Consider the following 26,643-nt stretch of genomic DNA (forward strand, 5'->3'; position numbering starts at 1 on the left):
CAAAGATAGCGATTTTGTCTGAGGCTCAACTTTGTAAAGCTGCTGTTTTTAGCTTTTGAAGGCTCTGCAGTACTAAAATGGGCGAAATATTCACCATTCAAAAAAATTATTATCTTTGAGAAAACCTAAAAGAACCCATGTTTTTAACTGAATGTCCGCGCGATGCCATGCAAGGTTGGGGCGAATTTATCCCCACTCAAAAGAAGATCGATTATATCAATACATTAATGGATGTTGGTTTTGATGTCTTGGATTGTGGGAGTTTTGTTTCGCCAAAATCGATTCCGCAGATGGCTGATTCCGGAACCGTGCTTGATGAAATCGACAAATCCATTTCCGATACAAAGTTATCGGTGATTGTTGCCAATTACCGCGGCGCTGAAAAAGCTTTGTCACATGAACAGGTTGATATTCTGGGGTTTCCGTTTTCTATTTCGGAGACTTTTCAACACCGGAATACCAATAAAAATCAGGAAGAAGCTTTTAATGATATTTTAAAAATCAGTGAACTCCTGAAAACCGATGGACGAACATTAAACGTTTATTTTTCGATGGCTTTCGGGAATCCTTACGGTGAAATGTGGAAATGGGAAGATGTGGATTTCTGGGCAAACCGATTCAGTGAAATTGGAATTAAAAATATTTTACTCTCCGACACTACGGGAACCGGCACTGTCGAACAGATCGAACTGCTTTTCGACAAAATTCCTGCAAAATATCCTGATATCGATTTTGGGGCTCATTTTCATAACCGCTACGAAGATTCTTACAAAAAACTGAAAGCCGCTTACGACAACGGTTGCAGAAGATTCGATTCCGCTATTAAAGGAATTGGCGGCTGCCCGATGGCGAAAGATGATTTGGTAGGAAATATGCCGACCGAGCAGGTCATTAATTTTATGGCTTCGGAAAAAATCGAGCATTCGCTTAACTTACTGAACTTCGAAAGTGCATATAACAAAGCGAAAAATATTTTTCATTTTTAATCAAGATCACTATGACCTCAAAAATAACTTACCTCGGCGATCTGCGCTGCGAATCTCAACATCTGCAGTCGGGAACCATTATTTTTACTGATGCACCTACCGATAATCATGGCAAAGGTGAAGTATTTTCTCCCACCGATTTATGCGCGACTTCTTTAGCGCAGTGCATGCTTACCACCATTGCAATTTTAGGAAAAGACAAAGGCCTTAACATTGAAGGTTCCTACGCAGAACTGCAGAAAAACATGAATCCTCAGCCAAGGAAAATTTCGGAGATTGTATGTACTTTATATTTCCCCGGAACTTTTACGCCGGAGCAGAAATCTTTCATTGAAGAAACCGCGATGAACTGTCCTGTAGCTCTTTCTTTAAGTTCAGAAGTCAAAAAAACAGTAATCTTTAACTATGGTCATTAACGCTTCTGAAATGGCAGGTATATTTTTTTTAGGTTATATATTATTTTAATTTTCAGTGACTTATGTCATATTTGCGTGAAACTATCGTAAATTATTGCTATCTTTATGGTAATAAAAAACGCAAAACTATGACTTCAACAATTACTTATTCAGGCGATTTTACAATCGTATCTCAACATGAAAAATCGGGGGCGGAAATCACCACATGTGCGCCTTTAAGAGACGGCGGAACATCAGAATATTTTTCTCCTTCAGATATTTTCGGGATTTCCTACGGGCAATCTATGTTAATGGCAGTGGCTGTTTTGGGAAAACACAAAGGGATCGATATCACAGGCGCAACTTGTGAACTGAAAAAATCTACCCACCCCGAACCCAAAAGAATCGGTACAATATTCTGCATCGTAAGAATTCCAGGAGAATATACGCCGGAACAGAAGAAATTTATTGAACATACAGCCCTCAACTGTCCGGTATCACTATCCATACATCCAAATGTACAGCGGACTGTGCTTTTCGAGTACGGACTTTAACCAAAATAACAATGCCGGAAATTTCCGGCATTTTATTTTTAAAACATTCCCAGTTCAAAACGGGCTTCTTCACTCATCATATCCTTGTTCCATGATGGTTCGAAAGTGAGTTCCAAATCGACCTCTTTCACTCCTTCAACTTCAGCAACCTTTTCCCGTACTTCCGCGGGCAAACTTTCTGCCACGGGACAGTTAGGTGTGGTTAGAGTCATAATTACTTTCACTTCACCCTGGTCGGAAATCTGTACATCGTAAATAAGTCCAAGTTCATAGATATCTACGGGAATTTCGGGATCGTATACTGTCTTTAAATTTTTAATAATATTTTCGCCGATATCGGCAATCTGATCGTCTGTTAAAGCCATTGTAATATTGCGGAACTCCTTCTGCAAAGCGCAGCAAAGTCCATTTTTATTTAAAAGTTAGTCTGTTTTCCTTTCGAGAAGTTCTTCCTGGCGCATCCGCCGGAAAATATTTGCCAAAGTTAAGACATCTTTTTCACAATATTGAACAATTCTAAATAAGTCTTTTTCTATATGGTAAATCGACGAAACCATAGAACCGTCGATATCATCCTTCGGAGTGGGAATTCCGAAAACATGAGCCAGTAATTCCAGCGAGATGAATGATTTGTAATCACCAAATTTCCATAACTCCATAGTATCCAGGTGCGGAATTTCCCAAGGTTTTTTCCCAAAAAGCTGAAATGGCCGCGGCGGCTGCATTCCGTTGATAAGAAATCGTCTTGCAATCCACGGAAAGTCGAATTCTTTACCGTTATGTGCGCAAAGAATCACATCATGAAGTTTGGGTCGGTTAAATATCTCGCCGAATTCCTCAAGCAGTTTTTTCTCATCGTCTCCGTAAAAACTTTTAACCATAAGTTTTTCACTTTTTTCTAAAATCCCCACAGAAATACAGATGATTTTACCGAATTCTGCCATAATTCCGCCTCTTTCTCTGTAAAAATCTTCAGCTGTGAAATCTTCCTTTCGCTGCATCCTTGTCTTCTTATCCCAGAGATATTGGTCGGTCTCATTCAGATCTTCCCAGTTGCCGGCTTGCGGTACAGTTTCGATGTCCAGAAAAAGAATTTTTTCTAAAGGAATATGTTGAATCATGATTAAGATTTTAAAAATAATTTTCGAAAATTTATGTAATGCTGGTAGTGGTTAACCTACAATTGATCCGTTTTTTACGGGTAGCGAAGGAGTTATAATGGTAACTTCCTTTCCTTCACCGTAAACACCCAGTAAAAGGCAATCACTTAGAAAATTTGCGATTTGCTTTTTGGGAAAATTTACCACCGCCAGAATTTGTTTGCCCTGTAGATCTTCCTTCTTATACAATTCGGTGATTTGTGCTGACGATTTTTTTATTCCTAAAGCACCGAAATCTATTTCCAGCCGGTAAGAAGGCTTCCGGGCTTCGGGGAAATCGGAAACGGAAATAATTGTTCCGGTTCGGATGTCGATTTTTTCAAAATCCGCGAACGTAATTTCAGGCTTGATAGTCATACCGATTATTTAACCGAAACGATATAATCGTAAACAAGTTGGTGTTGTTCGTCGTTAAGCTTCGCTTTTGGTGCCATCCTGTTCATGATTCCCACCCAATCCTGGGCCGAATGTGACGTAGGATTTGGGAGATCATGGCATCTTCCGCATGAGTTTTCGAAGACCGTTTTTCCTAATGCTAAATTTTCAGCAGTCTTGGTTTTTGTTCCTTCCACCACCACTGGTTTTTGTGTGCAGGAAGCTAAAAATCCGAACGCTGCAATCGCTGAAAGAGTAGTGATTGCTTTATTTGATGTTCTTTTTTTGGTTCTTAAATCCTGAGTTGTATTCATAGTTAATTTGCTTTGTTTCTCTCAAAAATAAACAAAATTCTGCTTAAATTTGTTTAGACCTGAAAAATTCAGGAAAATTTTACCTATATGAAGATTTCTTGGACCAAACACCGCCTTCAATTAAAAGAAACATTTTCAATAGCTTACGGTAGTTATGATTTCCGGGATTCCTTACTGGTAAAACTTTCACAACATAATCAAACTGGTTATGGAGAATGCGTCGCAATCAATTATTACGGCATTAATCTGGCAGGTTTTGAATTAAAGCTCAAAGAAATCCAAAACCAATTGGAGCGTTTCGCAATAGTAACACCAACTGAATTTTACATTTTTCTCTCAAGTTTGCAGCTACATTCATTTCTTCGGTCTGCATTAGACTGCGCTTACTGGGATCTTTCGGGAAAACTGGAAGGAAAGACATTCAATGAACTTAACTACTTCAGCTCTTTTGGATTGCCCCAATCTTCTTTTACCATAAGCATCGATTCCGTCGATATTCAGCTAAAGAAAATCAAAGAATCTCCGTGGCAGAAATTCAAGGTAAAATGCAACGGACTCGACCGTAATAATGTTTTCAGGCTACTGGAAAGTGGAAAGGAAATCGCGCTGGATGCCAATGCAAGCTTTTCTCCACAAGACTGTGTATTTCTGCAAAATCATCCCTTATCCGAAGGATTCACTTATATAGAACAGCCGTTACCAGTGGGCGAGTATCAGATTTTGAATAAAGAAGGTTTCGCGAGATGGATGGCTGATGAGGACTGTCAGGATCTTTCTTATCTCGAAAGACTCCAACCTCATTATTCAGCCATTAATATTAAGCTGATGAAGTGCGGAGGAATAACCCCAGCACTGGAATTGATAGAAGAAGCAAAAAATCATAATTATAAAGTGATGATTGGCTGCATGACAGAGTCGTCAGTAGGAATTTCAGCAGGAATTGCTGTAGCATCATTATGTGATTACGCAGATTTAGACGGAGCTAATTTAATCTCAAATGATTATGCGAAAGGAAGTCTCGTAGAAAAAGGAATATTAGTCCCCAGCCGGAAACCCGGATTGGGAATTGAGATGATATCCTGAAAAGAATTCGTATTTTTGAGTTAATGAAAGAATTTTCTGTAGAAAAACTTATCCAAGGGGTTAAAGCGGGTGACAAAAGATTGCTGGGGAAAGCTATTACCTTGGTGGAAAGCAAAAAACCGGAACATCGTGAACTGGCGGAACAGCTGTTGAAAGAAATTCTGCCTCTAAGCGGCAAGTCAGTCCGTATTGGTATTACAGGAGTTCCGGGAGCAGGAAAATCTACATTTATCGAAAATTTCGGCAGGTTGTTGATCGAGAAAGGCCGAAGGGTTGCTGTATTGGCTATCGACCCGAGTTCCTCACTTCATAAAGGCTCAATTTTAGGAGATAAAACGCGCATGGAAGAACTTTCGAAGGAGGAAAATGCGTTTATTCGTCCTTCTCCAAGTTCAGGATTTTTGGGTGGCGTGGCAAATACCACCTTTGAAACCATGCTGATCTGTGAAGCTGCAGGTTACGATACGATTTTAATAGAAACCGTGGGCGTGGGGCAAAGCGAAGTCCTCGTATCTGATATTACGGATGTCTTTCTTTTTCTGAAGATTATTGGTGGCGGTGACGAACTTCAGGGAATCAAACGCGGAATTATGGAAATGGTCGATATCATTTTCATTAATAAAGTTGAAGAAGACAATGTACAGAAAGCAAAAAGTACCAAGTTGGAACTAGTGCGTGCACTTCAATTTTTACCTTCAAAGGAGAAGAACTGGAAAGTCCCTGTATTGCTCGGTTCGGCATTAAAGAATAATGGGCTGCTTGAAGCATTTGAAAAGATAAATGAGTTTATTGACTTGAAGGTTAAAAGCGGAACCTTTAATGAAACCAGAAAAAACCAGGCAGAAAAACGTTTTGATTATTGGGTTCAGGAGTATATTCTGCAAAGAACCAGAGAAAACCAATCTGTAGAAAACTCCTATGAGCTTCATAAAAAAAACGCCTCCGCACTGACGTCAAATCCCAGTACGGAAGCTAAAATTTTTGTTGATGAAATTCTGAAGAATTCCTCTACTTCTTAGAAGCTATATTTTCCATGATATATCCGTCATAAGAAATCGTAGCGCGGTCATTCGAATCTATGGAGACGTAGCTTTTTCCATTTTTAAACACCTCCATGATGATTCTTCGGATATTGGGCTGATCCTTAGTAATAATAGTATATACGGTACTTCCTTTCTTTCCGGGCTGTTCACTCAAACTGAAATCTTTCGACGTGAATCGGTAAGAATTTTTTGAAGTGTCGTAGCTTGGGTTGTACATTCGTCCGAAATAGGGTAATTCAACAGCGAGGTCCGATTTTTTGAGCTGTATGGTATATCCATAATCAAGTTCCAGCATTCGTGATGAACTTGAGGTAGGCAAGGAATTCATTACATTTACCACATCATAATTTGTGGGATTGGCTTTTTGGGCCATGAATGTAAATTCCCCTGACTGAAGCAGATTAGCGACTTTTTCGGATGGGATTACGCCGGCCGAAGTGCATGAATTTAGTAAGACAATCAGAATTGTTGCGCTTAAAATATTGATAAATTTTTTCATTACGTTTTTTTCTTTGTTCTATACAAAAATAATGCAAGTCTTAGGCGGAAAAAAATTTATGGAATAAAAATTGTTTATACGAATTTATTACTGAAATATTCAAGCTATGAAAAATGTAAATAAAATTTTAGGTATCGGTGCATTATCTGTAATGATGATCGCCTGTACAACCAATCCTATTACCGGGAGAAAATCTCTCCAGTTAGCCAACGATCAGGAAATCTCTGCAATGGCTTTGCAGCAATATAGAGAAGCAATGTCTAAAGCTAAAATTGTAAGCGGGACAACTGCATCGAAAAGCGTTCAGAATGTTGGCGCAAGGATTAAAAATGCCGCCAACAATTACTATCGTGGTATAGGCCGCGAGGGCGACATTACAGATTACCAGTGGGAATTCAATCTTATTGATGACAAGCAGGTGAATGCCTGGTGTATGCCTGGCGGTAAAGTAGCAGTTTACACAGGTATACTTCCTATTACCAAGAACGATACGGGACTAGCAGTAGTTCTGGGTCATGAAATTTCACACGCATTGGCAGGTCACGGTAACGAAAGAATTTCGCAGGCGATGGTTGCACAGTACGGTGGTGCAATTTTGGGAAGTGCCACAAGTGGTCAGATGGCAACTATTTTCCAACAGGTTTATCCAATCGGAGCACAAGTTGCACTTTTGAAATACGGACGTGGCCAGGAACTTGAAGCTGATGAAATGGGATTATACCTAATGTCGATGGCAGGTTACGACCCAAGACAGGCACAGCCGTTTTGGGAAAGAATGGAGGCTTCTTCCACCGGAAACCGACCGCCAGAATTTCTCTCAACCCACCCAAGTCCTGAGAACAGAAGAGCTGATTTAGAAAAACACATGCCTAAAGCTTTGGAATATTATAGAGCATCTGGCGGAAAAATTTAAGAAAGCAATAACATTTATATAAAACCTTCTCAAAAAATTCTTATTTTTGGGAAGGTTTGTTAATTATAACACTATGAAAAATTTACACTTTATCGGATTTTTACTTCTTGGATTAGCGTTTCTACTTTATTACATGCTCCCGGAATTTTCGGTGGTAAAATTATTTGAGCCGATTAATCTCATGGGAATTCTCGCCGGAATCGGTATTGGTCTCATTATCGGTGGGATCGTAGGATATGTAAGCAAAGGTTCTGCACTTAAGGAAGAGCAAAGAAGAAAAGAGCTACAGCAACTGCGAAGAGAAAAAGAAGATCTGGAAAGACAAGCCGCTGAACTTGCAAGACAGCAAAATCTGACACAGAATAACCCAAATGAAAATCCTCAGAATTACTGATTCTGAGGATTTTTATATGTGCAGGTCTTTCTGTTAAAACTTATAACCTAAACCGAGAATTAACATACTTGGTCTGCTATCGTACCGGATAGTCTGATTGGTGTTATTGTTAATAAAATCTCTTTGGTCATCAGTGAAAGCTCCTTCGTAACGTCCGTTGATGATAAATCTCTGCAACTGTACCTGCGCACCGAACTGATATCCTACGGTGAAATCATTCTTTGCATTTTCTCTAAAATCATTAAACTGATTGTCAGATGCGAGATTGTATGATGCAACTGGACCTACGAAAACTCCCAGCATATCTCCCATCACATTATAGCCCAACAAAACGGGAACATCTACACGGTTGCTTTTCACCTCTAAAGTAGTATTGGTAGTAGGCTCTGTGAATTCAGACTTGAGCGTTGTGTAATAAATCTCAGGCATTAAAAAGAGCGATAGCGGTAAATTAATTTTCGCTGAAAGACCGAAATTAAACCCCGCATTATTCTTCCCAGATTCATTGTAAGCACCGGAAGCGGTGTTACTGATGTTTTTCCAATTTGGTTTATCTGTTTTAAAAAGTAGATTCGCCCGTCCGGAAACCTGAACCTGTGCTGAGGCGAATATTGAAGCTCCTACAAGGGCGATACTAAATAACTTAGTCATTTTCATTAGATTTTGTAATAATATTATCGATTGACGTTTTATTTGTTTCCAGGAAATACTCACGCAGTTCCTTGAACAATTCTGACGAATAAACGAAGTCGATGAGGTTTTTATTGCCTGCATTAATCAGGACATCTTTATTTCCCTCCCATTCTTTTATTCCCAAACGTAGGTATACAATTTTCTCGCCAATCGTCATCACAGAATTCATGTCGTGACTGTTGATGATCGTTGTGGTATTATATTCCTTGGTGATCTCCATAATAAGATCATCGATAATATTTGAAGTATATGGGTCCAGACCAGAGTTTGGTTCGTCGCAGAAAAGATATTTCGGGTTGTTTACAATTGCGCGGGCAATAGCAACCCTTTTTTGCATTCCCCCGGATATTTCTGAGGGAAATTTACGGTTTGCCTTTTCCAGGTGAACTCTTCCGATAACTTCGAAAACCCTTCTTTTCTTTTCTCTGAAGGACAGATTGGTAAACATATCAAGGGGAAAAGTAATGTTTTCTTCCACTGTCATCGAATCGAAAAGTGCGCTTCCCTGAAAAACTGTTCCTATCTCTGACCGCAGTATCTGCTTTTCGTCTCTAGACATTTTATTGATGTCGCGTCCATCAAAGAGAATTTCGCCTGATGTTGGCTGATATACATTGAGTAAACTTTTCAGGAAAACTGTTTTTCCCGATCCACTCTGACCTATGATGAGGTTTACCTTTCCGGTTTCGAATGTGGTGGTAATGCCTTTTAAAACTTCAACCTCCTCAAAACTTTTCTTCAAATCTTTTACTTCAATCATCAGCTCAGGAACATTTGTGTTAATATTAAGTTGGTAATAATGATGGAAACGATGGTCCACACCACAGCCTGTGTACTGGCACGGCCTACCTCGAGTGAGCCGCCTTTAACATTATATCCGAAATATGCAGGAATAGTTGCAATAAGAAACGCAAAAACCGCGGTTTTGAAGAGCGCATACCATATAAAGTGTTGAGGCATATACATTTGAATTCCTGTTATATAATCAGCTTTACTCCAGTTTCCTGTAGCAGTTCCTGCCAAATAACCTCCCCAAATACCGAAAACAATACTGATCGCGATAAGCAATGGGTTGAAAACAATACTTGCAAGGATTTTCGGAAGTATAAGAAAATTGGGAGAGTTAACGCCCATAATATCAAGTGCGTCTATCTGTTCTGTTACTCTCATCGTCCCAATACTCGATGCAATATAAGAACCCACTTTTCCTGCAAGAATTACAGAAATAATGGTGGGTGCAAATTCTAAAATAAGGACCACTTTTGTTGCGTAGCCAATAAATGAATTAGGAATGGGGAATGTTGATGCCTTGAAATTATTAAACATCTGTATCGCTACAACCGCTCCTACAAATATGGAGGTAAAGAGTACCAGTCCGAAAGAATTAACCCCTAAATCGTGAATTTCTCTCATAAACAGTTTCCCGAAAACTGAGGATTTCTGTGGTCTTTTTATTGTTTTTGACAGCAGGAGAAAATAGGCCCCGATCTGGCTCAAAAATTTTTTTAACATTCGGCTAAATTAGTGTTTTATTTATTTCTATGTTTTTTAATTGGCATTTTTATCACCGCCAATCACCAGAAAAACAGTTTTTAAAATGATCACCAAATCCAGACTGAAGCTCCAGTTTTTAACGTAAAACGCATCAGCCAGAATTCTTTTCTGCATTTTAATGTCCATATTTCCGCTGTCACCACGCAGCCCGTTAACCTGGGCGAGTCCGGTTACCCCAGGTTTTACCAAACTCCGTACCGAATAGCGCCCGATTTTCAATTTATAAAAATCATCTACCAGAAGCATGTGCGGTCTGGGCCCTACCACCGACATATCGCCTTTCAGAACATTTAAAAACTGCGGCATCTCGTCTAAACTTGTTTTGCGCAGGAATCTGCCGATTTTGGTTATTCTTGCATTGGTCGGAAGTGAATCTGCATTCACGTACATTGTACGGAATTTAATGCATTTGAAAACCTGGTCATGAAAACCGTAGCGCTTTTGCAGGAAAAAAACAGGCCCTTTGCTGTCCGTTTTAATAAGAATGTAAAGAATAGGGAAGAGCCAGGTGCATATACCGATTAATATGATGAGTGAAAAAATAATATCGAAGGTTCGCTTCAGAACGATATTGGTAAGATAATCCAAAGGAAATTTAGAACGCTCCAGTATCGGCTGCATTTCTATGTAACCCAGATCATATTGGAAAAAGTTATTCTTCACAATACTCGGAATCAGGGAGATTCTAACTTTGTGCAGCTCCGCAAGCCTGTAGATTTCCTGCTCATCATTCTTTTCATAACCGTTTGACGACAGGTACATGGTGTGGATTGCGTGGTCTTTCCAGAACGCAATTAATTTGTCCAGATCAAAACATTTTTCTGCAGGGTATTCGAAAATCCGGAAACCATAATCCTTTCTATCGGTTAAAATATTTTTTAGGATTTCTGATGACGAATCATGGGTGAGAAACATGATATTTCGATAATTAATCCCCAGTGTACGAAGATATTTCAGCGTAAAAAATACAACAGATTTGATAAAGAAAAGCAGAAAAAAAAGATTAATTGCAATGAGAAAACGGTCCTGCTTCAAGAAATCATTATTACTTACTTTGGCCAATAAAATCACCCCAAAAATAAAGATGAAAATATGAGTAACAAGCCGCTCCAGATAAATGGTGTAGGTAAGATTACGTGCTACAGAATAGAGTTTTGTTCTGCCACTTAGCAGGATCCAGAAGAGAGCAAGAAGAACCAGGGATAATAAATTCTGCTCCCAGATATCTTTTTCGTATTGAGCCTCGTTATTCCTGATAAAAAAGAACAAAAAAACACTGGTTATTACCAATACGTCCAGTAGTATAAATGTGATCTTAAAATATCGAGAATATCGAATTTTTTGCATAAAACCGAATTATAGAAAGAGTAAATTTAACATAATTTACGGAATATTCAAATATTTGTGGGTCTGGACTGATGCCTGCCACTTAGGATTTGCAAGAATAAAATCTGTAATCTTCGGGTACATTTCATTTCTCCGGCTCCATTCACTTTGCAGATAGAGTTTACAATTTTCAGAAACTTTTGCCGCCTGTTCTTCAGCGAATTTAAAATCATTGTTATTGAACACGATCATTTTGAGTTCACTGGCTTTTGAATAAATCTCATCTTTAGGCAAACCGGTTTTTTTCGGTGAAAGGGTAATCCAATCGAGGATTCCGCTCATTTCATAAGCCCCCGAAGTTTCAATGTGGATTTCGCAACCCAGTTCTTTAAGACGAGTTGTGAGGACATTCAAATTCCACATCAGTGGTTCACCGCCGGTAAGAACAATCGTTTTACAGTAACTGGCAGCGGTTTCGGCAATTTGCAAAGCATCCATAACAGGATGAAGGTTCGGGTCCCAGCTTTCTTTCACATCGCACCAGTGGCAGCCCACATCGCAACCGCCAAGGCGGATGAAATATGCGGCTTTTCCGGTGTGTGCACCTTCGCCCTGCAAAGTATAAAAATGCTCCATCACTGGGAGCATTTTACCTTCTTTCAATAAAATATTTTCTTCTTCTTTAGTCATTATATACTGAAGTTTTATATGCTAAAATGGTGTTTTTCATCAGCATCGCCCGCGTCATTGGTCCTACACCGCCGGGTACAGGAGTAATCCAGCTCGCTTTTGTTTTGCAGCTTTCGAAATCTACGTCACCCACTAACTGATAACCTTTTTCTGAGTCATCTTCTATTCTGGTAATTCCTACGTCAATAATTACAGCTCCTTTCTTAATCATATTCGCTTTCAGGAAATTGGGATCGCCCAATGCGGTAATTACAATATCTGCGTGGTGAGTGAATTTCTCGATATGCGGCGTGTAGGAGTGCGTAAGCGTTACCGTTGAATTCCCAGGGAAATGTTTTCTTCCCATCAAAATACTCATTGGCTTCCCGACAATACGGCTTCTTCCGATGATTACACAGTGTTTCCCTTCGGTCTGGATACCGTAACGTTCAAGCAAAGTGAGTATTCCGAAAGGAGTGGCGGGTAAAAATGTGTCCATTTCCAAAGCCATTTTCCCGAAATTTTCCGGATGAAAACCATCAACATCTTTCCGCGGATCTATTGCCATGATGATTTTTTCCTGATCAATCTGTTTAGGTAACGGCAACTGCACGATGAAACCATCAACATCTTTGGAAAGGTTAAGTTCCTTGATTTTCTCTAAAAGTTCTGCTTCAGACACAGTGCTGGGGAATTTAACCAACGATGATTTGAAACCTACTTCTTTACAGTCCTTGATTTTGTTGTTCACGTAAGTCATGCTCGCACCGTTGCTGCCTACCAAAATCGCAACCAAATGCGGCGGACGTCTTTTTCCCGCGATAATTTTGTCAACATCGGCCCTGATTTCTTGTTTGATTTCTTTGGAAACTTTCAGTCCATCGAGAATTTTTGCCATTTTACTTTTACTTTAGATTATGATTTATTTCTTAGCTTTATAATAATTCATCAATCCGTTGGTCGAAGAATCGTGTGAGTTTACCGAGTTTTCACCGCCAAGTTCTGCTAAAATTTTCCCTGCCAGTACTTTCCCCAGTTCCACGCCAAATTGGTCAAAACTGAAAATATTCCAGATTACACCCTGAACAAATATTTTATGTTCGTAAAGCGCAATAAGCTGTCCTAACGAGAAAGGTGTAAGTTCATCAAAAATGAAAGAATTGGTTGGTGAATCACCAGCGAATACTTTGTAATTAAGCAGTTTCTCGATTTCTTCTTCCGATTTTCCGGCGGCGAAAAGTTCCGTTCTTACTTCGTCGGCATTTTTACCGAACGCCAAAGCTTCAGTTTGGGCAAAAAAGTTGGCCAATAATTTATCCTGATGATCGGAAACTTCGTTGCAGGATTTCGCATAAGCAAGGAAATCCGCAGGAATTAATTCTGTTCCCTGATGAATCAACTGATAGAATGCGTGCTGCCCATTGGTTCCGGGTTCTCCCCAAATGATCGGGCCGGTTTCATATTCTACGTATTCGCCGTTTCTGTCCACAGATTTTCCGTTGCTTTCCATATCTCCCTGCTGAAGATAAGCCGGAAATCGGTCTAAATACTGCGAATACGGAAGAATTGCATACGTTCCTGCCCCATAAAAATTACGGTACCAAATGCCGAGGAGTCCCATAAGCACAGGAATATTTTCCTTGAAATCTGCTGTTCTGAAATGAGTGTCGGTTTCGTTTGCACCTTTTAGTAACTGTTCGAAATTATCGTAACCTACGGCAAGCGCGATACTTAAACCAATGGCGCTCCATAGCGAGTATCTTCCGCCAACCCAGTCCCAGAATTCAAAAATATTTTCTTCTGCAATTCCGAATTCTTTTACCGATTTGGTGTTTGTAGAAAGTGCTACAAAATGTTTGGCAACATCATCCTGAGAACCTTTATTCAGGAACCATTCTTTTGCGGATGCCGCGTTGGTCATTGTTTCCTGTGTGGTAAAAGTTTTGGATGCTATGATAAAAAGCGTGGTTTCCGGATTTAGTTTTTTCAGGGTTTCTGCAATGTGATTTCCGTCTACATTCGAAACAAAATAAACGTTTAAACGCGTCTTAAAATGCTTCAAAGCAGAGCAAACCATCACCGGACCTAAATCTGAACCGCCGATGCCGATATTTACAACATCTGTAATTTCTTTTCCTGAAAAACCTTTGTGTTGGCCGGAAATAACTTTCGTGGAAAAAGTTTTCATCTGATCGAGAACTTTCTTAATTCCCGGTTTTATGTTTTCGCCATCAACCAGGATTTCATCGTCTGAAAAATCCCGCAAAGCAGTATGCAGAACAGCTCTGTCTTCGGTTTCATTAATTTGCTGACCTTCAAACATGGCAGAAATTGCAGATTTCAGTTGAGTTTCTTCCGCCAATTTCAGTAACAGGTTTAATGTTTCCTGATCAATTAAGTTTTTAGAAAAATCGAAAAGGTAACCCGGTCTTTTTATAGAAAAGTCGTTAAATCTGTTTGGATTTTGCTGAAAAAGTGATCTGAAATCAAAATCATTTTGTGCAAAATGATCTTCAAGATTTTGCCAGGACTGCGTGGATTCAGGATTTATTTTTGGTAACATCTAGGGGGATTTTAATATTTAAAAATCTATACAGTGTGAAGTAATAGAATCATGCAAATTTAAGGAAAATTGAACGGATGAGAAACTTTGTGTCGGTTAAGAAACTTTTAAAAAAAGATTTTTATTGAAAACAATTCGAATCTTACTTCTTCTGTAAGTTTATCATTTACTGACCTACCGGTTTGTTTCGAGCATATGCGGGAATAACGACTGCTGCGGCAACAACTCCAACTGTAATCAAAACTGTTCCTAAAGTATTGTTCTTTTTAACTTCAGCAATTTCTGCTTTCTGAATATTAATCATTTTCCCATTTTCATCTTTTCCTGAAATTTGTTCTGCATCTGTATTTGTAACCTGAATTTTTTGTGTAGAACCATTGTTCTGAACAAATGTGTAAGTTTTATTGGTCTGTACAGCATCTTCTAAATGGACCTGTTTATTAGCGGATACCAAGGTGGTAGTGCATGAATTGAATAACAGTGTAAACGCAAGTAACGCAGCCGATGTCTTTTTCATGAATTTTTTTTTAAAATTAAAAAACATAAATGCGAAATCATTCGCAATTTTTCTTTTAGAGACAAAAAGTGATATTTATCATTAAAGAAAAAGTCCGCAATTTGGCGGACTTAATTTGATAGGGTAGTTTTTTTATTTTTCAATTGCAAGGTCGATGACTTCACTAATTCTGTTTACAAAATTGATCTTTAGATTTTTAAGATAATCTTTTTTGATTTCTTCAACATCCTTACGGTTAGCCTCGCAGAGAATGATCTGAGTAATTCCTGCTCTGGCCGCTGCAAGGAGTTTTTCTTTAATTCCACCCACAGGAAGCACTTTTCCCCGCAAAGTAATTTCCCCGGTCATGGCCAAATGGGGTTTTACTTTTTTATTCTTAAAACTTGATACGATGGAAGTTAGCATCGCGATTCCCGCTGAAGGCCCGTCTTTCGGAGTAGCACCTTCAGGAACGTGAACGTGAATGTTTTTTTTCTGAATATCTTCTGAAGAAATTCCAAGTTCATCATGTTTTGCTTTGATGTATTCCAACGCAATTGTTGCAGACTCCTTCATGACGGTTCCCAGATTTCCGGTCATGCTGAGGTTTCCTTTTCCTTCGCTTAAAATACTTTCGATAAAAAGAATGTCTCCGCCAACCTGTGTCCACGCCAAACCTGTTACGACGCCCGGAACACCTGTAATTTCGGAAAGACTTTTAGGTCTTGGAACACCAAGGATTTCATCAGTTTTATCAATAGAAATTTTTGGATTATATTCTTTTTCCATCGCGGTCTGCAATGCGACCCATCTTGCTATTGAGGCAATTTTTTTCTCCAGACCACGTACGCCGCTTTCGGAAGTATGAGCATCGATGATATGTTTCAGTTCGGGGTTTCCGAGTTTGAATGACTTTGCATTCAGTCCGTTTTCGTCCTGCTGTTTTTTAATCAGATGTCTTTTTGCAATTTCTACTTTTTCCTCTAAAGTATAACCGGCAATTTCGATGATTTCCATCCTGTCGAGGAGCGGGCGCTGAACGGTTGACAGTGAGTTTGCCGTTGCAATAAACATCACTTTCGAAAGGTCATATCCCATTTCCAGGAAGTTATCATAAAAGGTACTGTTCTGTTCAGGATCAAGTACTTCCAGCAATGCAGAACTTGGATCACCATGGATTCCCTGACCGATTTTGTCGATCTCATCGAGAACAATTACGGGGTTTGAAGTGCCTGCTTTTTTGATGGATTGCAGGATTCGGCCGGCCATTGCGCCAATATAAGTTTTGCGGTGGCCCCGAATTTCAGATTCATCGTGAAGGCCTCCTAAAGAAACCCGCACATATTTTCTTCCCAGGGAATCTGCAACTGATTTACCCAATGAAGTTTTTCCGACTCCTGGAGGTCCTACCAAACAAAGAATCGGAGATTTCATATTGTTTTTCAGTTTCAGAACTGCCATGTGTTCGAGGATTCTTTTCTTGATATCCTCGAGTCCGAAATGAGCTTTGTCTAAAACTTTTTGGGCTTTGTTGATGTCGAAAATATCTTTGGAGTAGGTTTCCCAAGGCAATTCTGTAAAGAAATCCAGGTAATTACGCTGCACATTGTAATCTGGTGAATTCGGATTCTGTCGCTGAAGCCTGTTAATTTCTTTCTGGAAATGATTTTCAACGTCTTCACTCCATTTTACTTTTTGTGCTTTCAGTAAAAGTTCTTCCACATCCGATTCGGGGCCGCCTCCTAATTCTTCCTGAATTGCTCTGATCTGTTGGTTCAGGAAGTATTCGCGCTGGCTTTTATCGAGTTCGCGGTTTGTTTTTTGGTGAATCTGATTTCGCAGTTCAAGCTTTCTGTATTCATCATGCATCAGCTCATAACATTTCTGTGCACGGTTCATGAGACTTTTTTCTTCCAGAAGTTTCTGTTTTTCTGCGGAGGTAAAATTGGCATTAGTACATATGAAATTCAGCAAATCCTCATTATCGCTCATGTTTTTGATCGCGAAATTGGCAGCGGACGGAATGTTTGGATCCAGTTCGACAATTTTGAGTGCCAAATCTTTAATATTCTCTAAAAGTGCCGCATACTCCTCTGTTTTTTTAGATGTAACATCTTTTAACTTGGTGATTTCTGCTCTGAAATAAGGTTTTGATTCAACGAGATTTTTAATTGTAAACCTCTGAAAGCCTCTTGTAATTGCGGTAACATTCCCTTCAGGAAGTTTTATAATCTTGATGATTTTTGCTAAAGTTCCTGTTTTGTACAGATCATTTTCTGTAGGGCTTTCGATATTTGAATTGTTCTGGCTTACGATCCCAATGAATTCATTATTTTTCTGGGCTTCCTCCAGCAGCCTGATCGACATTTCCCGTCCTGCCGTAATGGGAATCACCACTTTTGGGAACATTACCATATTTCTTACCGGTAAAATCGGGAATATTTTCTGTTCGCTGCTGTTAGGTTGATCCATTTCTGAAAGGTTAATTTCTTCTGCTACGATACTGAATCCATCAGTTATAATTTCATCAAAGTTGAGATCATCAAATTCTGTCATAATATTGTGGAGTGACAAATTGTCATTTATAATAGGTGATTAAAGTGCTGTTAAGTAAGATTACGCTTTATAACAGCCTTAAATAAATAGGTGAGTGTAATTTCACAAGCACTGTGCCAAGGCAATATTTAGACAAAATTACCATGTTTCCGAAAAAATAACTTTAAAATGTGTAAAATTTTTCTTAATCTCTTAAAAATGTGTATTTTCGCAAACTGATAAAATTATACAAAAAAGATGGCAGTTTTAGGAGAGATTAGAAACAGACCTTGGCTTTTAATGGGAATTATCGCTGTTGCGATGTTGGCATTCGTGGTAAATCCTGACAGTTTAGAAAAACTGTTCGGCGCAAAACCAGGTGTTTACGGAAAGGTAAACGGCGACGAAATTACAAAAGAAGATTTTGATGACCAGTTGTTTATGCTTCAGCAACAAGCTCAGCAACAAGGGCAACCGGCTACAGGTTTGGAAGAGCAGGCATGGCAAATGGTAGTGCAATCGAAACTGATTAAGCAACAGTTCGATAAAATGGGACTTACCTTAACCGATGACATGTTCTATAACCAATTGCAGTTTGATCCAATGTTTGCACAAAACCCTGAAAACTTTGATGCAAAAGGCAATTTCAAAGTTCAGGAAATCAAAAAGCAGATAGAGGAACTTCAGAACAGTGGTAATGTCGAAATGTACAACAACTGGCTGAAAACTAAAAAAGCAATTGAATACAGAATGATGGCTCGCCAGCTTTTTGCAAATGTTTCCACCGGAATCACCGTGAGCAAGAAAGAAGCTGAGGAAATGATGAAGCAGAGAGACCAGATTGCGGATATCGATTTTGTAAAAGTTGATTATGCAGCATATGCTCAAAAAAATCCTGTAAAAGTTACTACTCAGGATTTAGCAGATTATATTAAAAAACACCCGATTCTCTTCAAAAGAGATGCAAGCAGAAATATCGGACTTGTATATTTTCCTGCAGCGGCAAGTCCACAGGACGAAGCGGTAACACAGGCGGAAATTAATAAATTGTTTTCACAGGGAACAGATATGAGTGACGGAAAAGAAAACTTCCAGAATACAACAAACGACTCTATGTTTGTTTCTCTTAATTCCGACCTTCCTTACAATCCAACCTATTTTTCAGCAGAACAACTTCCGGCTTCAATTAAAGATAAAGTTGCCGGTGCTGCAGTAGGAACTACTTTTGGTCCGTACAAAGAGCAGAATTTTTATGTTGTCTCTAAAATTTTAGATAAAAAACCTTCAGACTCGACCTTGTCAAGACATATATTAGTTTCGTACAAAGGAAATCAGGCCGGAGCGAATGAGACCAGAACAAAAGAAGAAGCTAAGAAATTGGCAGATTCTATCGGTGCAGTATTGAAAGCAACACCTGCTAAATTTACAGAATTCTTAAAATATTCATCTGATCCAGGTTCTGCTGGGCAAGGTGGAAGTGTTGGCTGGACAACTCCTGCAACGCCTTTCGTGCCTGAGTACTTAAGTTTCCTTGCGAACAATGGTAAAGGATCAACGGGAGTAGTAGAAACTCAGTTTGGTTATCATATCATCAACATCGAAGATAAGAAATCCGGAGCGATGACTTACAAAGTTGCCAATCTGGTAAAAACTGTAAAACCTTCAGACAAAACTGAAAGCGAGGTTTACACCAAGGCTACCAAATTCATCCAGCAGGTTCAGGGGAAATCATTTAATGATTTTGCCAATGTTGCGAAGAAAAACAATTATCAGTTCTTCAATCCTAAAGAGGTTGGCCGTTTCCAAGGTCAGTTACCTGGATTGGGTACCGATAAAGATCAGGAGATTATTGCCTGGGCATTCAACAAAAAACGTGACAAAGGAGATGCAGATATCTTCACCGTTGATGGAACTGGAGACCGTATCGTAGCCTATCTTAACGGAATACAGGATCCCGGTACTGCAGATCCGGAAGCTGTTCGTGACCAAATTGAACCTATCGTTAAAAATAAAATTTTAGCGAAACAGATTTCAGATAAAATTACAGCTGCCAAAGCGACAAGTTTAGACCAAGTTGCAAAACTGTTTGGTACTTCTAAGCAAGCTGCACAGGTTAACATGCTGAGCCCGCAGATTGCTGGTGCTATGGAACCGAAAGTGGCAGGTGCAGCATTTGGTGTTGCCAAAGGCAAAGTTTCAAATCCAGTAGAAGGAATGACCGGTGTTTATGTAGTCGTTAAGAAATCAGAAACACTTAACAAACAACCGGGAGATATCAAGCAGGTAACCCAGGCATTAGCAAGCCAGAATTCACAGCAGTTCGGACAAGCTCTGTTGAAGAGTCTTCAGGATAATGCTGACATCAAAGATTTCAGAATCGAAGTTTATAATCAGGCTGCACAGCAGTAATCTCGGAATTAAAAATATTATCAAAAGCGACTCTTATGGGTCGCTTTTTGCATTGCTGACCCGAGATTTAAAAATTTCGTTGAAAATGTATTATATTTGTTCATTATAAAATTAAAGAAAAGTGAAGTTCACAAAAGAAATAAAAGCAGGATTAATCGCAATTTTAGCCATAGTAGGATTTGTAATTCTGTTCCAATTCATGAAAGGTAAAAGCCTTTTTACTACCGACAATATTTTTTACGCAAAATTCGACAATGTAGAGGGCTTGGCAGCGTCTAACCCAGTGTCTATTAATGGTTTGAAAGTTGGTCAGGTTGATCAGATTATCCCGATCACGGAGCCCGATGGGAAAATCCATTTTGTAGTGAAAGTGACCGTTGATGATAATTTTGAATTTTCAAAAAGATCCACTTTAGAAATTTTCGAACCTGGATTGATGTCCGGAAAAGAAATGAGGGTTAATCTGGCATACGGAAGTCCAATGGCTAAAGACGGTGATACCCTGAAAGGCGCATTTACGCTTTCGATGATGAATAATATCTCATCACAGGTAGGTCCTGTGAAAGATCAGGTACAGGTGGTTTTAAGAAGGGTAGACAGTCTTATGATGAACGCCAATGCCATTACTGATGCGCAAAACCAGCAGGCGATCCGCGCATTGCTGTCCAGCCTGAACCGTACGGTAACTTCGTTTGAAGCTACTTCTCAACAGACTAACTCACTTCTCGCCAATAATGATCCCCGTATTCAGAAAATGCTTGATAATGCGAATCTCGCAACAATAAGTGCCAAAACAGCCATCGATAAATACGGAAGAGTTGCAGACGAAGTAGATGTGCAGAAACTAAACAATACGATTGATAAATTAAGTTTAACAGCTGATAAACTGAACGGTGTTATTTCCGGCATACAGAATGGTGAAGGATCGCTTGGTAAACTCGCGAAAGATGAGCAACTTTACCAGAATCTTAATGAATCATCAGCAAATTTAAATAATCTGATTCTGGATCTGAAAGCCAATCCAAAAAGATATCTGAATTTCTCCGTATTCGGAAAGAACAGTACGCCAAAAGACTAAAAACCCTTTCAATATGCAATATATTGACAATATTATTTTCTTCATTGCCCTTATTGCGGGCTTTGGATTCTTTTTTAAAAGCTTAAAGGAAATCTATCGGAACATCCAGCTCGGCAAGAAAATCGACAGGACCGACAACCCTTCCGTCCGATGGAAAACAATGGCAAAAGTGGCCCTCGGCCAGAGCAAAATGGGCAAACGACCCATTGCCGGGTTTCTGCACGTGATTGTTTACGTAGGCTTTGTGATTATTAATATTGAGCTTATTGAAATTATCGTCGACGGTATTTTTGGTACTCACCGTTTCCTTGCCGGAATATTTGGTGACACCCTCTATGGTGTGTTTACTGCAACTCTGGAAATTCTGGCGCTTTTAGTCATTATTGCAGTAGTTCTTTTCTTTATCAGAAGAAATTTCTACGGTGTGAAAAGACTCACCATGAAAGAACTCTTCGGTTGGCCAAAACAGGATGCGAACTGGATTCTGCTCATTGAATTTGCCTTAATGACGGCGTTTTTCACCATGAATTCCGCCGATTGGGTTCTTCAACAGAGAGGAGTACTTGCAGAACACGGTAACTTTCCTGTTTCATCCGGTTTAATTGCGCCTCTTTTCGGCAATTTTGGTGACAGCACCCTTGTTTTCCTTGAAAGAGGAGCGTGGTGGTTTCACTTTGTGGGGATTCTGTTCTTCATGAATTACCTGTATTATTCAAAACACCTTCATATTATTCTTGCCTTCCCTAATACATGGTTTGCTAATCTGCAGCCGAAAGGTAAATTTAATAATTTAGATTCTGTTACCAAAGAGATTAAACTGATGATGGACCCCAACGCTGATCCTTATGCAGCGGCTCCGGAAGCAGATCCAAATGCTGTCCCTGACAAATTTGGTGCGAATGATATTTTTGACTTAAATCAGGTTCAGCTGTTAAATGCTTATTCATGCACGGAGTGCGGACGATGTACTTCCGTTTGTCCTGCCAATATTACCGGCAAGAAATTGTCGCCACGTAAGATCATGATGGATACGCGCGACCGTATTGAAGAAGTTGCTAAAAACATCAATAAAAACGGGAAATTTGTCGATGATGGCAAGAAATTGCTCGATGATCATATCCAGAGAGAAGAACTTTGGGCATGCACAACCTGTAATGCATGTGTTGAAGCTTGTCCGGTATTGATTGATCCGCTATCTATCATTTTTGAAATGCGAAGATTTCTGGTCATGGAACAGTCTTCCGCACCAAGCGAACTGAACGTTATGATGACAAATGTAGAGAACAATGCAGCTCCATGGGCTTATAACCAAGCAGACCGCTTGAACTGGGCAAAAGAAAACTAATTTGAAAACACCGGAGATGAATATTGCCCATAGCCGGTTACTCATTACTCATATAATATGGATTTCACAATAAAAACAATGGCAGAATATGCTGCCGAAGGAAAAGCACCTGAAGTTTTATTTTTTGTCGGCTGTGCCGGGAGTTTCGACGACAGAGCCAAGAAGATCACCAAAGCTTTCTGTAAAATTTTGCATAAAGTGGGCGTAGAATTCGCTGTTCTTGGGCAGGAAGAAAGCTGTAACGGGGATCCTGCAAAACGCGCCGGAAACGAATTCATCTTCCAGATGATGGCACTTACGAACATTGAAATCATGAATGCTTACGAAGTAAAAAAAATCGTAACCTCGTGTCCGCACTGTTTCAACATCATTAAAAATGAATATCCGAGCTTAGGGGGAAATTATGAAGTTCTTCACCATACCCAATTTCTTAGGAAACTGATGGAAGACGGCCGTCTGAAAATCGAAGGCGGTAGTTTTAAAGGAAAAAAAATAACGTTTCACGATCCTTGCTACCTCGGAAGAGCCAATGGCGAATATGAAGCGCCAAGAATGCTTCTCGAAAAACTGGATGCGGAACTGGTAGAGATGAAACGATGCAAATCCAACGGGTTATGTTGTGGAGCAGGCGGAGCACAGATGTTCAAGGAGCCTGAAAAAGGTGACAAAGACATCAATGTGGAACGTACCGAGGAAGCACTTTCAGAAACTCCAAATATCATTGCAACAGGATGTCCGTTCTGTAATACGATGATGACAGACGGCGTGAAACATTTCAACAAAAATGATGAAGTTGCCGTTAAAGATATTGTAGAGCTTTTAGCTGAGGCTGAAGATTTATAGCTCAAAATCTTAAGTCTAAATTAATTTAAAAATGAAAATAGAAGAATCTAATATTGTCGAAACAAACGATTACAGAGTAATTATTTACCCGGCTTCCCGTCCTTTTACGGCTAAAGAAAGCAAAATAATTACAGAAAAACTGTATGATTTTCTGGCTACCTGGGCCGCGCACGGAAAACCACTTTCATCTTCATTTAAAATTGAAAAAAATCAGTTTATTGTCATTTGCGTTGATGAAGAGAAAGAAGCAGCTTCTGGCTGTTCTATCGATGCTTTAGGGCAAGTAATGAGAGAAATTAATGCGGAATTTCAGTTGGGATTATTCGATAGAATGAAAGCAAGTTTTGTAGAAAACGGTGAAGTTAAAACCATGAAGTTACAGGACTTCAGAAAAGGGTTAAAAGATGGTGAAATCTCTCAAGATATTGAGGTTTTCGATTTTTCTAAAAACACTTATGTTGCATTCCTAAGTGATTTTCTTATGCCGCTGAAAAAAAGCTGGGCCGGAATTTATGTAGATTAAATTCTTAAAAATATTAAATAAAAAAACCGTTCAAAATTAATTGAACGGTTTTTCTGTTTACTCCACGATCTTAAGCGTTGTTTCTGGCTTCTTCAGCGATCAGATTTAATGCAGAACCTGCTTTAAACCAGCCGATTTGCTGTTCGTTATACGTGTGATTTACAAGGATTAAATCTTTGGTGCCGTCTGAATGAACGAACTCCAGTTGAAGAGGATGTGAAGGCGCGAACTGATCCAAATCAAGGAAATTCACGGTATCATCTTCACGGATTTTGTCGTATTCTTCAGGATTCACAAATGTTAAACCAAGCATCCCCTGCTTTTTAAGGTTCGTTTCGTGGATTCTCGCAAAAGATTTAACCAAAACAGCTCTTACTCCCAAGTGTCTTGGTTCCATTGCGGCATGCTCTCTTGAAGAACCTTCACCATAGTTCTGGTCACCAACTACAATCGTAGGAACGCCGGCAGCTTTGTAAGCTCTTGCAACAGCAGGAACTTCTCCGTATTCGCCTGTCAGTTCGTTCTTAACTTTGTTGGTTTCCATGTTGTAGGCGTTTACAGCACCAATCAACATGTTGTTGGAGATATTATCTAAATGGCCTCTGTATTTCAACCAAGGACCTGCCATAGAAATATGGTCTGTAGTACACTTACCGAAAGCTTTAATCAAAACTTTAGCACCAGTGATGTTCTGTCCGTCCCAAGGCTCGAAAGGCTCCAGTAACTGAAGTCTGTCGGAAGTAGGGCTTACCGCAACCTGCACATTTGAACCGTCTTCTGAAGGCGCCTGATAACCGTTATCATCTACCGCGAAACCTCTTTCCGGAAGTTCAAGACCTTTTGGTTCGTCCAATTTGATCTGCTCGCCGTTTTGGTTGGTTAAAGTATCAGTGATTGGATTAAAATCCAGCCTTCCTGAAATTGCTACTGCAGCCACCATTTCCGGTGAAGCTACGAAAGCGTGGGTATTCGGGTTTCCGTCGGCTCTTTTCGCAAAGTTTCTGTTGAAAGAGTGAATGATTGAGTTTTTCTCGCCTTTATCAGCACCTTCTCTGTCCCACTGGCCGATACAAGGTCCACAAGCATTGGTAAATATTCTTGCTGATTCAAATTTTCTGAAAGAATCAAGGAAACCATCCCTTTCAGCAGTAAATTTAACCTGCTCAGAACCAGGGTTAATTCCCAGGATTGCTTTTGGCTTTACACCTTTAGCAACTGCATCTTCAACAATTGAAGCGGCTCTTGATAAATCTTCGTAAGAGGAATTGGTACATGAACCGATCAATGCCCATTCAACATCAAGCGGCCAACCGTTTGCTTCAGCTTTCGCTCTGAATTCTGAAACTGGCGTCGCTAAATCCGGTGTGAAAGGTCCGTTTAAGTGTGGTGCCAATTCATCAAGATTAATTTCAATTACCTGATCGAAATACTGCTCAGGGTTTGCATAAACTTCCGCGTCACCCGTTAAGTGTTCTGCAATTGCATCAGCAGCGTCTACTACATCCTGTCTGCCAGTTGCAGCTAAATATCTTCTCATGGAATCATCGTACCCGAAAGTTGAAGTTGTTGCTCCAATCTCGGCACCCATGTTACAGATTGTTCCTTTTCCTGTTGCAGAAAGGTTTTGCGCTCCTTCGCCAAAATATTCAACGATGCATCCTGTTCCGCCTTTAACGGTTAGAATTCCTGCTACTTTCAGGATCACATCTTTTGCAGAAGTCCATCCGTTCAGTTTACCGGTTAATTTTACCCCGATTAGTTTTGGCATTTTCAGTTCCCAGGCCATTCCGGCCATTACATCTACTGCATCTGCACCACCTACACCAATGGCAACCATTCCTAAACCACCTGCATTAACAGTGTGAGAGTCGGTTCCGATCATCATTCCGCCTGGAAATGCGTAATTTTCAAGCACAACCTGGTGAATAATACCTGCACCGGGCTTCCAGAAACCAATTCCGTATTTATCACAAACTGAACTCAGGAAGTTGAACACTTCGGAGTTCTTATTGATCCCTTCCTGCAAATCTGCTTCCGCTCCAACTCTTGCCTGAATAAGGTGATCGGCATGTGCTGTAGAGGGAACTGCAACTTTGGATTTTCCGGCCTGCATGAACTGTAATAACGCCATTTGTGCCGTAGCATCCTGCATCGCAACACGGTCCGGAGCGAAATCTACATAAGAATTCCCTCTTTCGTAAGCCTGGCTTGCATTTCCTTCCCAAAGGTGTGTATAAAGGATTTTTTCAGAAAGTGTTAATGGTTTTCCCACGGCTGCTCTTGCTGCTGCAACTCTTACAGGATAACGCTCATACACTTTTTTGATCATGTCAAGGTCGAAAGTCATATCTGTTATTTTTTATTAAATTAAAAGAAGCTCAAAATTACAAAATTTTAACCTTATAAGTGATTATTATCATTTAGATTAAATATAAATACTATGCTGATAATCTATTTATCATTATTTTTAAAAAATAATATTTAACACCCATCGCCATTATTAAAAACAAAGGCTTTTTACTCTTTCTATTTCCTGTGATAATAGTTATAGGTGCATTTTACTATTTTTATAACCCTGAAAATTCTCCTTATTTTTTTAAATGTTCTTTTAAGCTTGTCACAGGTTTAAGTTGTCCCGGCTGCGGTAGCCAACGCGCAGTTCATGCGCTGCTGCACCTAAATTTTAAAGAGGCCTTCCACTTTAATCCTTTATTAATTGCATCAATTCCTTATGCTGGTTTAGGTATTGCATTTAATGCTGAAGTGTTGAAATCTAGGTTTCCGAAAACAAGAAATTTGCTGTACGGAAGTAGGGCAATGATCGCAGTATTAGTAATAGTAGTCTTGTTCTTTATTTTCAGAAATATTTAAAACCTTATTTTTGGCAGAAATA

28 protein-coding genes are annotated in these 26,643 nt (G+C 39.5%); 13 read left to right on the forward strand and 15 right to left on the reverse strand.

Annotation, left to right across the window (positions count from 1 at the left end):
* Positions 1–137 precede the first annotated feature (137 nt).
* From KTV93_RS07590 to KTV93_RS07600, 3 genes are all read left to right on the forward strand, one after another.
* On the forward strand, positions 138–986 hold the full coding sequence (locus tag KTV93_RS07590; protein WP_218248354.1) for a hydroxymethylglutaryl-CoA lyase: 849 nt from the start codon (positions 138–140) through the stop codon (positions 984–986).
* A gap of 11 nt (positions 987–997) precedes the next feature.
* Positions 998–1,402 (forward strand): OsmC family protein, encoded by a 405-nt coding sequence (locus tag KTV93_RS07595; RefSeq protein WP_218248355.1) that lies wholly within the window; start codon positions 998–1,000, stop codon positions 1,400–1,402.
* A gap of 128 nt (positions 1,403–1,530) precedes the next feature.
* Positions 1,531–1,935 (forward strand): OsmC family protein, encoded by a 405-nt coding sequence (locus KTV93_RS07600; protein WP_218248356.1) that lies wholly within the window; start codon positions 1,531–1,533, stop codon positions 1,933–1,935.
* A 38-nt stretch (positions 1,936–1,973) separates the two neighbouring features.
* Here KTV93_RS07600 and KTV93_RS07605 read toward each other — a convergent pair whose 3' ends face one another.
* Genes KTV93_RS07605 through KTV93_RS07620 form a run of 4 tightly spaced genes read right to left on the reverse strand, consistent with a single transcriptional unit; the run spans position 1,974 to position 3,784 of the window.
* Entirely contained in the window at positions 1,974–2,300 is a 327-nt protein-coding gene (locus KTV93_RS07605) for an SUF system Fe-S cluster assembly protein (RefSeq protein WP_218248357.1), read from the reverse strand.
* 57 nt (positions 2,301–2,357) lie between these two features.
* Complete coding sequence (locus KTV93_RS07610; protein ID WP_218248358.1) at positions 2,358–3,056, reverse strand: 3'-5' exonuclease; 699 nt, start codon at positions 3,054–3,056, stop codon at positions 2,358–2,360.
* Positions 3,057–3,107: 51 nt separating this feature from the next.
* Positions 3,108–3,452 (reverse strand): tRNA-binding protein, encoded by a 345-nt coding sequence (locus KTV93_RS07615; protein WP_218248359.1) that lies wholly within the window; start codon positions 3,450–3,452, stop codon positions 3,108–3,110.
* A 5-nt stretch (positions 3,453–3,457) separates the two neighbouring features.
* Positions 3,458–3,784, reverse strand: a complete 327-nt coding sequence (locus tag KTV93_RS07620) for a c-type cytochrome (protein WP_230259134.1) — start codon at positions 3,782–3,784, stop codon at positions 3,458–3,460.
* 87 nt (positions 3,785–3,871) lie between these two features.
* On the opposite strand from KTV93_RS07620, the gene KTV93_RS07625 reads away from it, so the two are divergent.
* Together KTV93_RS07625 and meaB are read left to right on the forward strand one after the other, a co-directional pair.
* The gene (locus KTV93_RS07625; RefSeq protein ID WP_218248360.1) at positions 3,872–4,867 is read left to right on the forward strand and encodes an enolase C-terminal domain-like protein; all 996 of its coding nucleotides are present in this window, start codon (positions 3,872–3,874) and stop codon (positions 4,865–4,867) included.
* 23 nt (positions 4,868–4,890) lie between these two features.
* Positions 4,891–5,886, forward strand: coding sequence for a methylmalonyl Co-A mutase-associated GTPase MeaB (gene meaB, locus KTV93_RS07630; RefSeq protein ID WP_218248361.1), 996 nt, complete (start codon positions 4,891–4,893; stop codon positions 5,884–5,886).
* Here meaB and KTV93_RS07635 read toward each other — a convergent pair.
* Positions 5,876–6,409 (reverse strand): DUF4251 domain-containing protein, encoded by a 534-nt coding sequence (locus KTV93_RS07635; protein WP_218248362.1) that lies wholly within the window; start codon positions 6,407–6,409, stop codon positions 5,876–5,878. The genes meaB and KTV93_RS07635 overlap by 11 nt on opposite strands.
* Before the next feature lie 106 nt (positions 6,410–6,515).
* Here KTV93_RS07635 and KTV93_RS07640 point away from each other — a divergent pair, with 106 nt between their 5' ends.
* Positions 6,516–7,322, forward strand: coding sequence for a M48 family metallopeptidase (locus KTV93_RS07640; protein WP_218248363.1), 807 nt, complete (start codon positions 6,516–6,518; stop codon positions 7,320–7,322).
* 73 nt (positions 7,323–7,395) lie between these two features.
* Positions 7,396–7,716, forward strand: coding sequence for a hypothetical protein (locus tag KTV93_RS07645; protein WP_218248364.1), 321 nt, complete (start codon positions 7,396–7,398; stop codon positions 7,714–7,716).
* A 33-nt stretch (positions 7,717–7,749) separates the two neighbouring features.
* Here the strand turns inward: KTV93_RS07645 and KTV93_RS07650 are convergent, their stop codons facing one another.
* The 9 genes from KTV93_RS07650 to lon all read right to left on the reverse strand — a co-directional run bounded on the left by KTV93_RS07650 (position 7,750) and on the right by lon (position 17,573).
* The gene (locus KTV93_RS07650; RefSeq protein WP_218248365.1) at positions 7,750–8,367 is read right to left on the reverse strand and encodes an outer membrane beta-barrel protein; all 618 of its coding nucleotides are present in this window, start codon (positions 8,365–8,367) and stop codon (positions 7,750–7,752) included.
* Complete coding sequence (locus tag KTV93_RS07655) at positions 8,360–9,169, reverse strand: ABC transporter ATP-binding protein (RefSeq protein ID WP_218248366.1); 810 nt, start codon at positions 9,167–9,169, stop codon at positions 8,360–8,362. Before KTV93_RS07655 ends, KTV93_RS07650 begins: the two co-directional genes overlap by 8 nt.
* The gene (locus KTV93_RS07660) at positions 9,169–9,921 is read right to left on the reverse strand and encodes an MlaE family ABC transporter permease (RefSeq protein ID WP_218248367.1); all 753 of its coding nucleotides are present in this window, start codon (positions 9,919–9,921) and stop codon (positions 9,169–9,171) included. The genes KTV93_RS07655 and KTV93_RS07660 overlap by 1 nt, the downstream gene beginning before the upstream one ends.
* Before the next feature lie 36 nt (positions 9,922–9,957).
* The gene (locus KTV93_RS07665; protein WP_218248368.1) at positions 9,958–11,310 is read right to left on the reverse strand and encodes an exopolysaccharide biosynthesis polyprenyl glycosylphosphotransferase; all 1,353 of its coding nucleotides are present in this window, start codon (positions 11,308–11,310) and stop codon (positions 9,958–9,960) included.
* Between the two features lie 36 nt (positions 11,311–11,346).
* A complete protein-coding gene (locus KTV93_RS07670) occupies positions 11,347–11,979 on the reverse strand; it encodes a 7-carboxy-7-deazaguanine synthase QueE (RefSeq protein WP_218248369.1) in 633 nt (210 codons plus the stop codon).
* Positions 11,972–12,856, reverse strand: coding sequence for a bifunctional 5,10-methylenetetrahydrofolate dehydrogenase/5,10-methenyltetrahydrofolate cyclohydrolase (locus KTV93_RS07675; RefSeq protein ID WP_218248370.1), 885 nt, complete (start codon positions 12,854–12,856; stop codon positions 11,972–11,974). Before KTV93_RS07675 ends, KTV93_RS07670 begins: the two co-directional genes overlap by 8 nt.
* A gap of 24 nt (positions 12,857–12,880) precedes the next feature.
* Positions 12,881–14,521 (reverse strand): glucose-6-phosphate isomerase, encoded by a 1,641-nt coding sequence (gene pgi / locus KTV93_RS07680; RefSeq protein WP_218248371.1) that lies wholly within the window; start codon positions 14,519–14,521, stop codon positions 12,881–12,883.
* Between the two features lie 166 nt (positions 14,522–14,687).
* The gene (locus KTV93_RS07685) at positions 14,688–15,038 is read right to left on the reverse strand and encodes a hypothetical protein (protein ID WP_218248372.1); all 351 of its coding nucleotides are present in this window, start codon (positions 15,036–15,038) and stop codon (positions 14,688–14,690) included.
* Positions 15,039–15,170: 132 nt separating this feature from the next.
* Positions 15,171–17,573 carry an endopeptidase La gene (gene lon, locus KTV93_RS07690; protein WP_218248373.1) on the reverse strand — a complete coding sequence of 801 codons (2,403 nt, stop codon included), beginning with the start codon at positions 17,571–17,573 and terminating at the stop codon, positions 15,171–15,173.
* 237 nt (positions 17,574–17,810) lie between these two features.
* Here lon and KTV93_RS07695 point away from each other — a divergent pair, with 237 nt between their 5' ends.
* From KTV93_RS07695 to KTV93_RS07715, 5 genes are all read left to right on the forward strand, one after another.
* The gene (locus KTV93_RS07695) at positions 17,811–19,961 is read left to right on the forward strand and encodes a peptidylprolyl isomerase (protein ID WP_218248374.1); all 2,151 of its coding nucleotides are present in this window, start codon (positions 17,811–17,813) and stop codon (positions 19,959–19,961) included.
* A 121-nt stretch (positions 19,962–20,082) separates the two neighbouring features.
* Positions 20,083–21,039, forward strand: coding sequence for an MlaD family protein (locus KTV93_RS07700; RefSeq protein WP_218248375.1), 957 nt, complete (start codon positions 20,083–20,085; stop codon positions 21,037–21,039).
* A 13-nt stretch (positions 21,040–21,052) separates the two neighbouring features.
* Positions 21,053–22,384: a 4Fe-4S dicluster domain-containing protein gene (locus KTV93_RS07705; protein ID WP_218248376.1), complete on the forward strand. Its 1,332-nt coding sequence runs from the start codon at positions 21,053–21,055 to the stop codon at positions 22,382–22,384.
* Between the two features lie 57 nt (positions 22,385–22,441).
* Positions 22,442–23,227: a (Fe-S)-binding protein gene (locus KTV93_RS07710; RefSeq protein WP_218248377.1), complete on the forward strand. Its 786-nt coding sequence runs from the start codon at positions 22,442–22,444 to the stop codon at positions 23,225–23,227.
* A gap of 31 nt (positions 23,228–23,258) precedes the next feature.
* Positions 23,259–23,750: a hypothetical protein gene (locus KTV93_RS07715; protein WP_218248378.1), complete on the forward strand. Its 492-nt coding sequence runs from the start codon at positions 23,259–23,261 to the stop codon at positions 23,748–23,750.
* Between the two features lie 70 nt (positions 23,751–23,820).
* Here the strand turns inward: KTV93_RS07715 and KTV93_RS07720 are convergent, their stop codons facing one another.
* Entirely contained in the window at positions 23,821–26,097 is a 2,277-nt protein-coding gene (locus tag KTV93_RS07720; RefSeq protein ID WP_218248379.1) for an aconitate hydratase, read from the reverse strand.
* 188 nt (positions 26,098–26,285) lie between these two features.
* On the opposite strand from KTV93_RS07720, the gene KTV93_RS12585 reads away from it, so the two are divergent.
* Positions 26,286–26,621 carry a DUF2752 domain-containing protein gene (locus KTV93_RS12585; protein ID WP_218248380.1) on the forward strand — a complete coding sequence of 112 codons (336 nt, stop codon included), beginning with the start codon at positions 26,286–26,288 and terminating at the stop codon, positions 26,619–26,621.
* Positions 26,622–26,643: the final 22 nt, after the last annotated feature.

Origin of the sequence: Kaistella faecalis, from assembly GCF_019195395.1 — a bacterium.
GTDB lineage: Bacteria > Bacteroidota > Bacteroidia > Flavobacteriales > Weeksellaceae > Kaistella > Kaistella faecalis.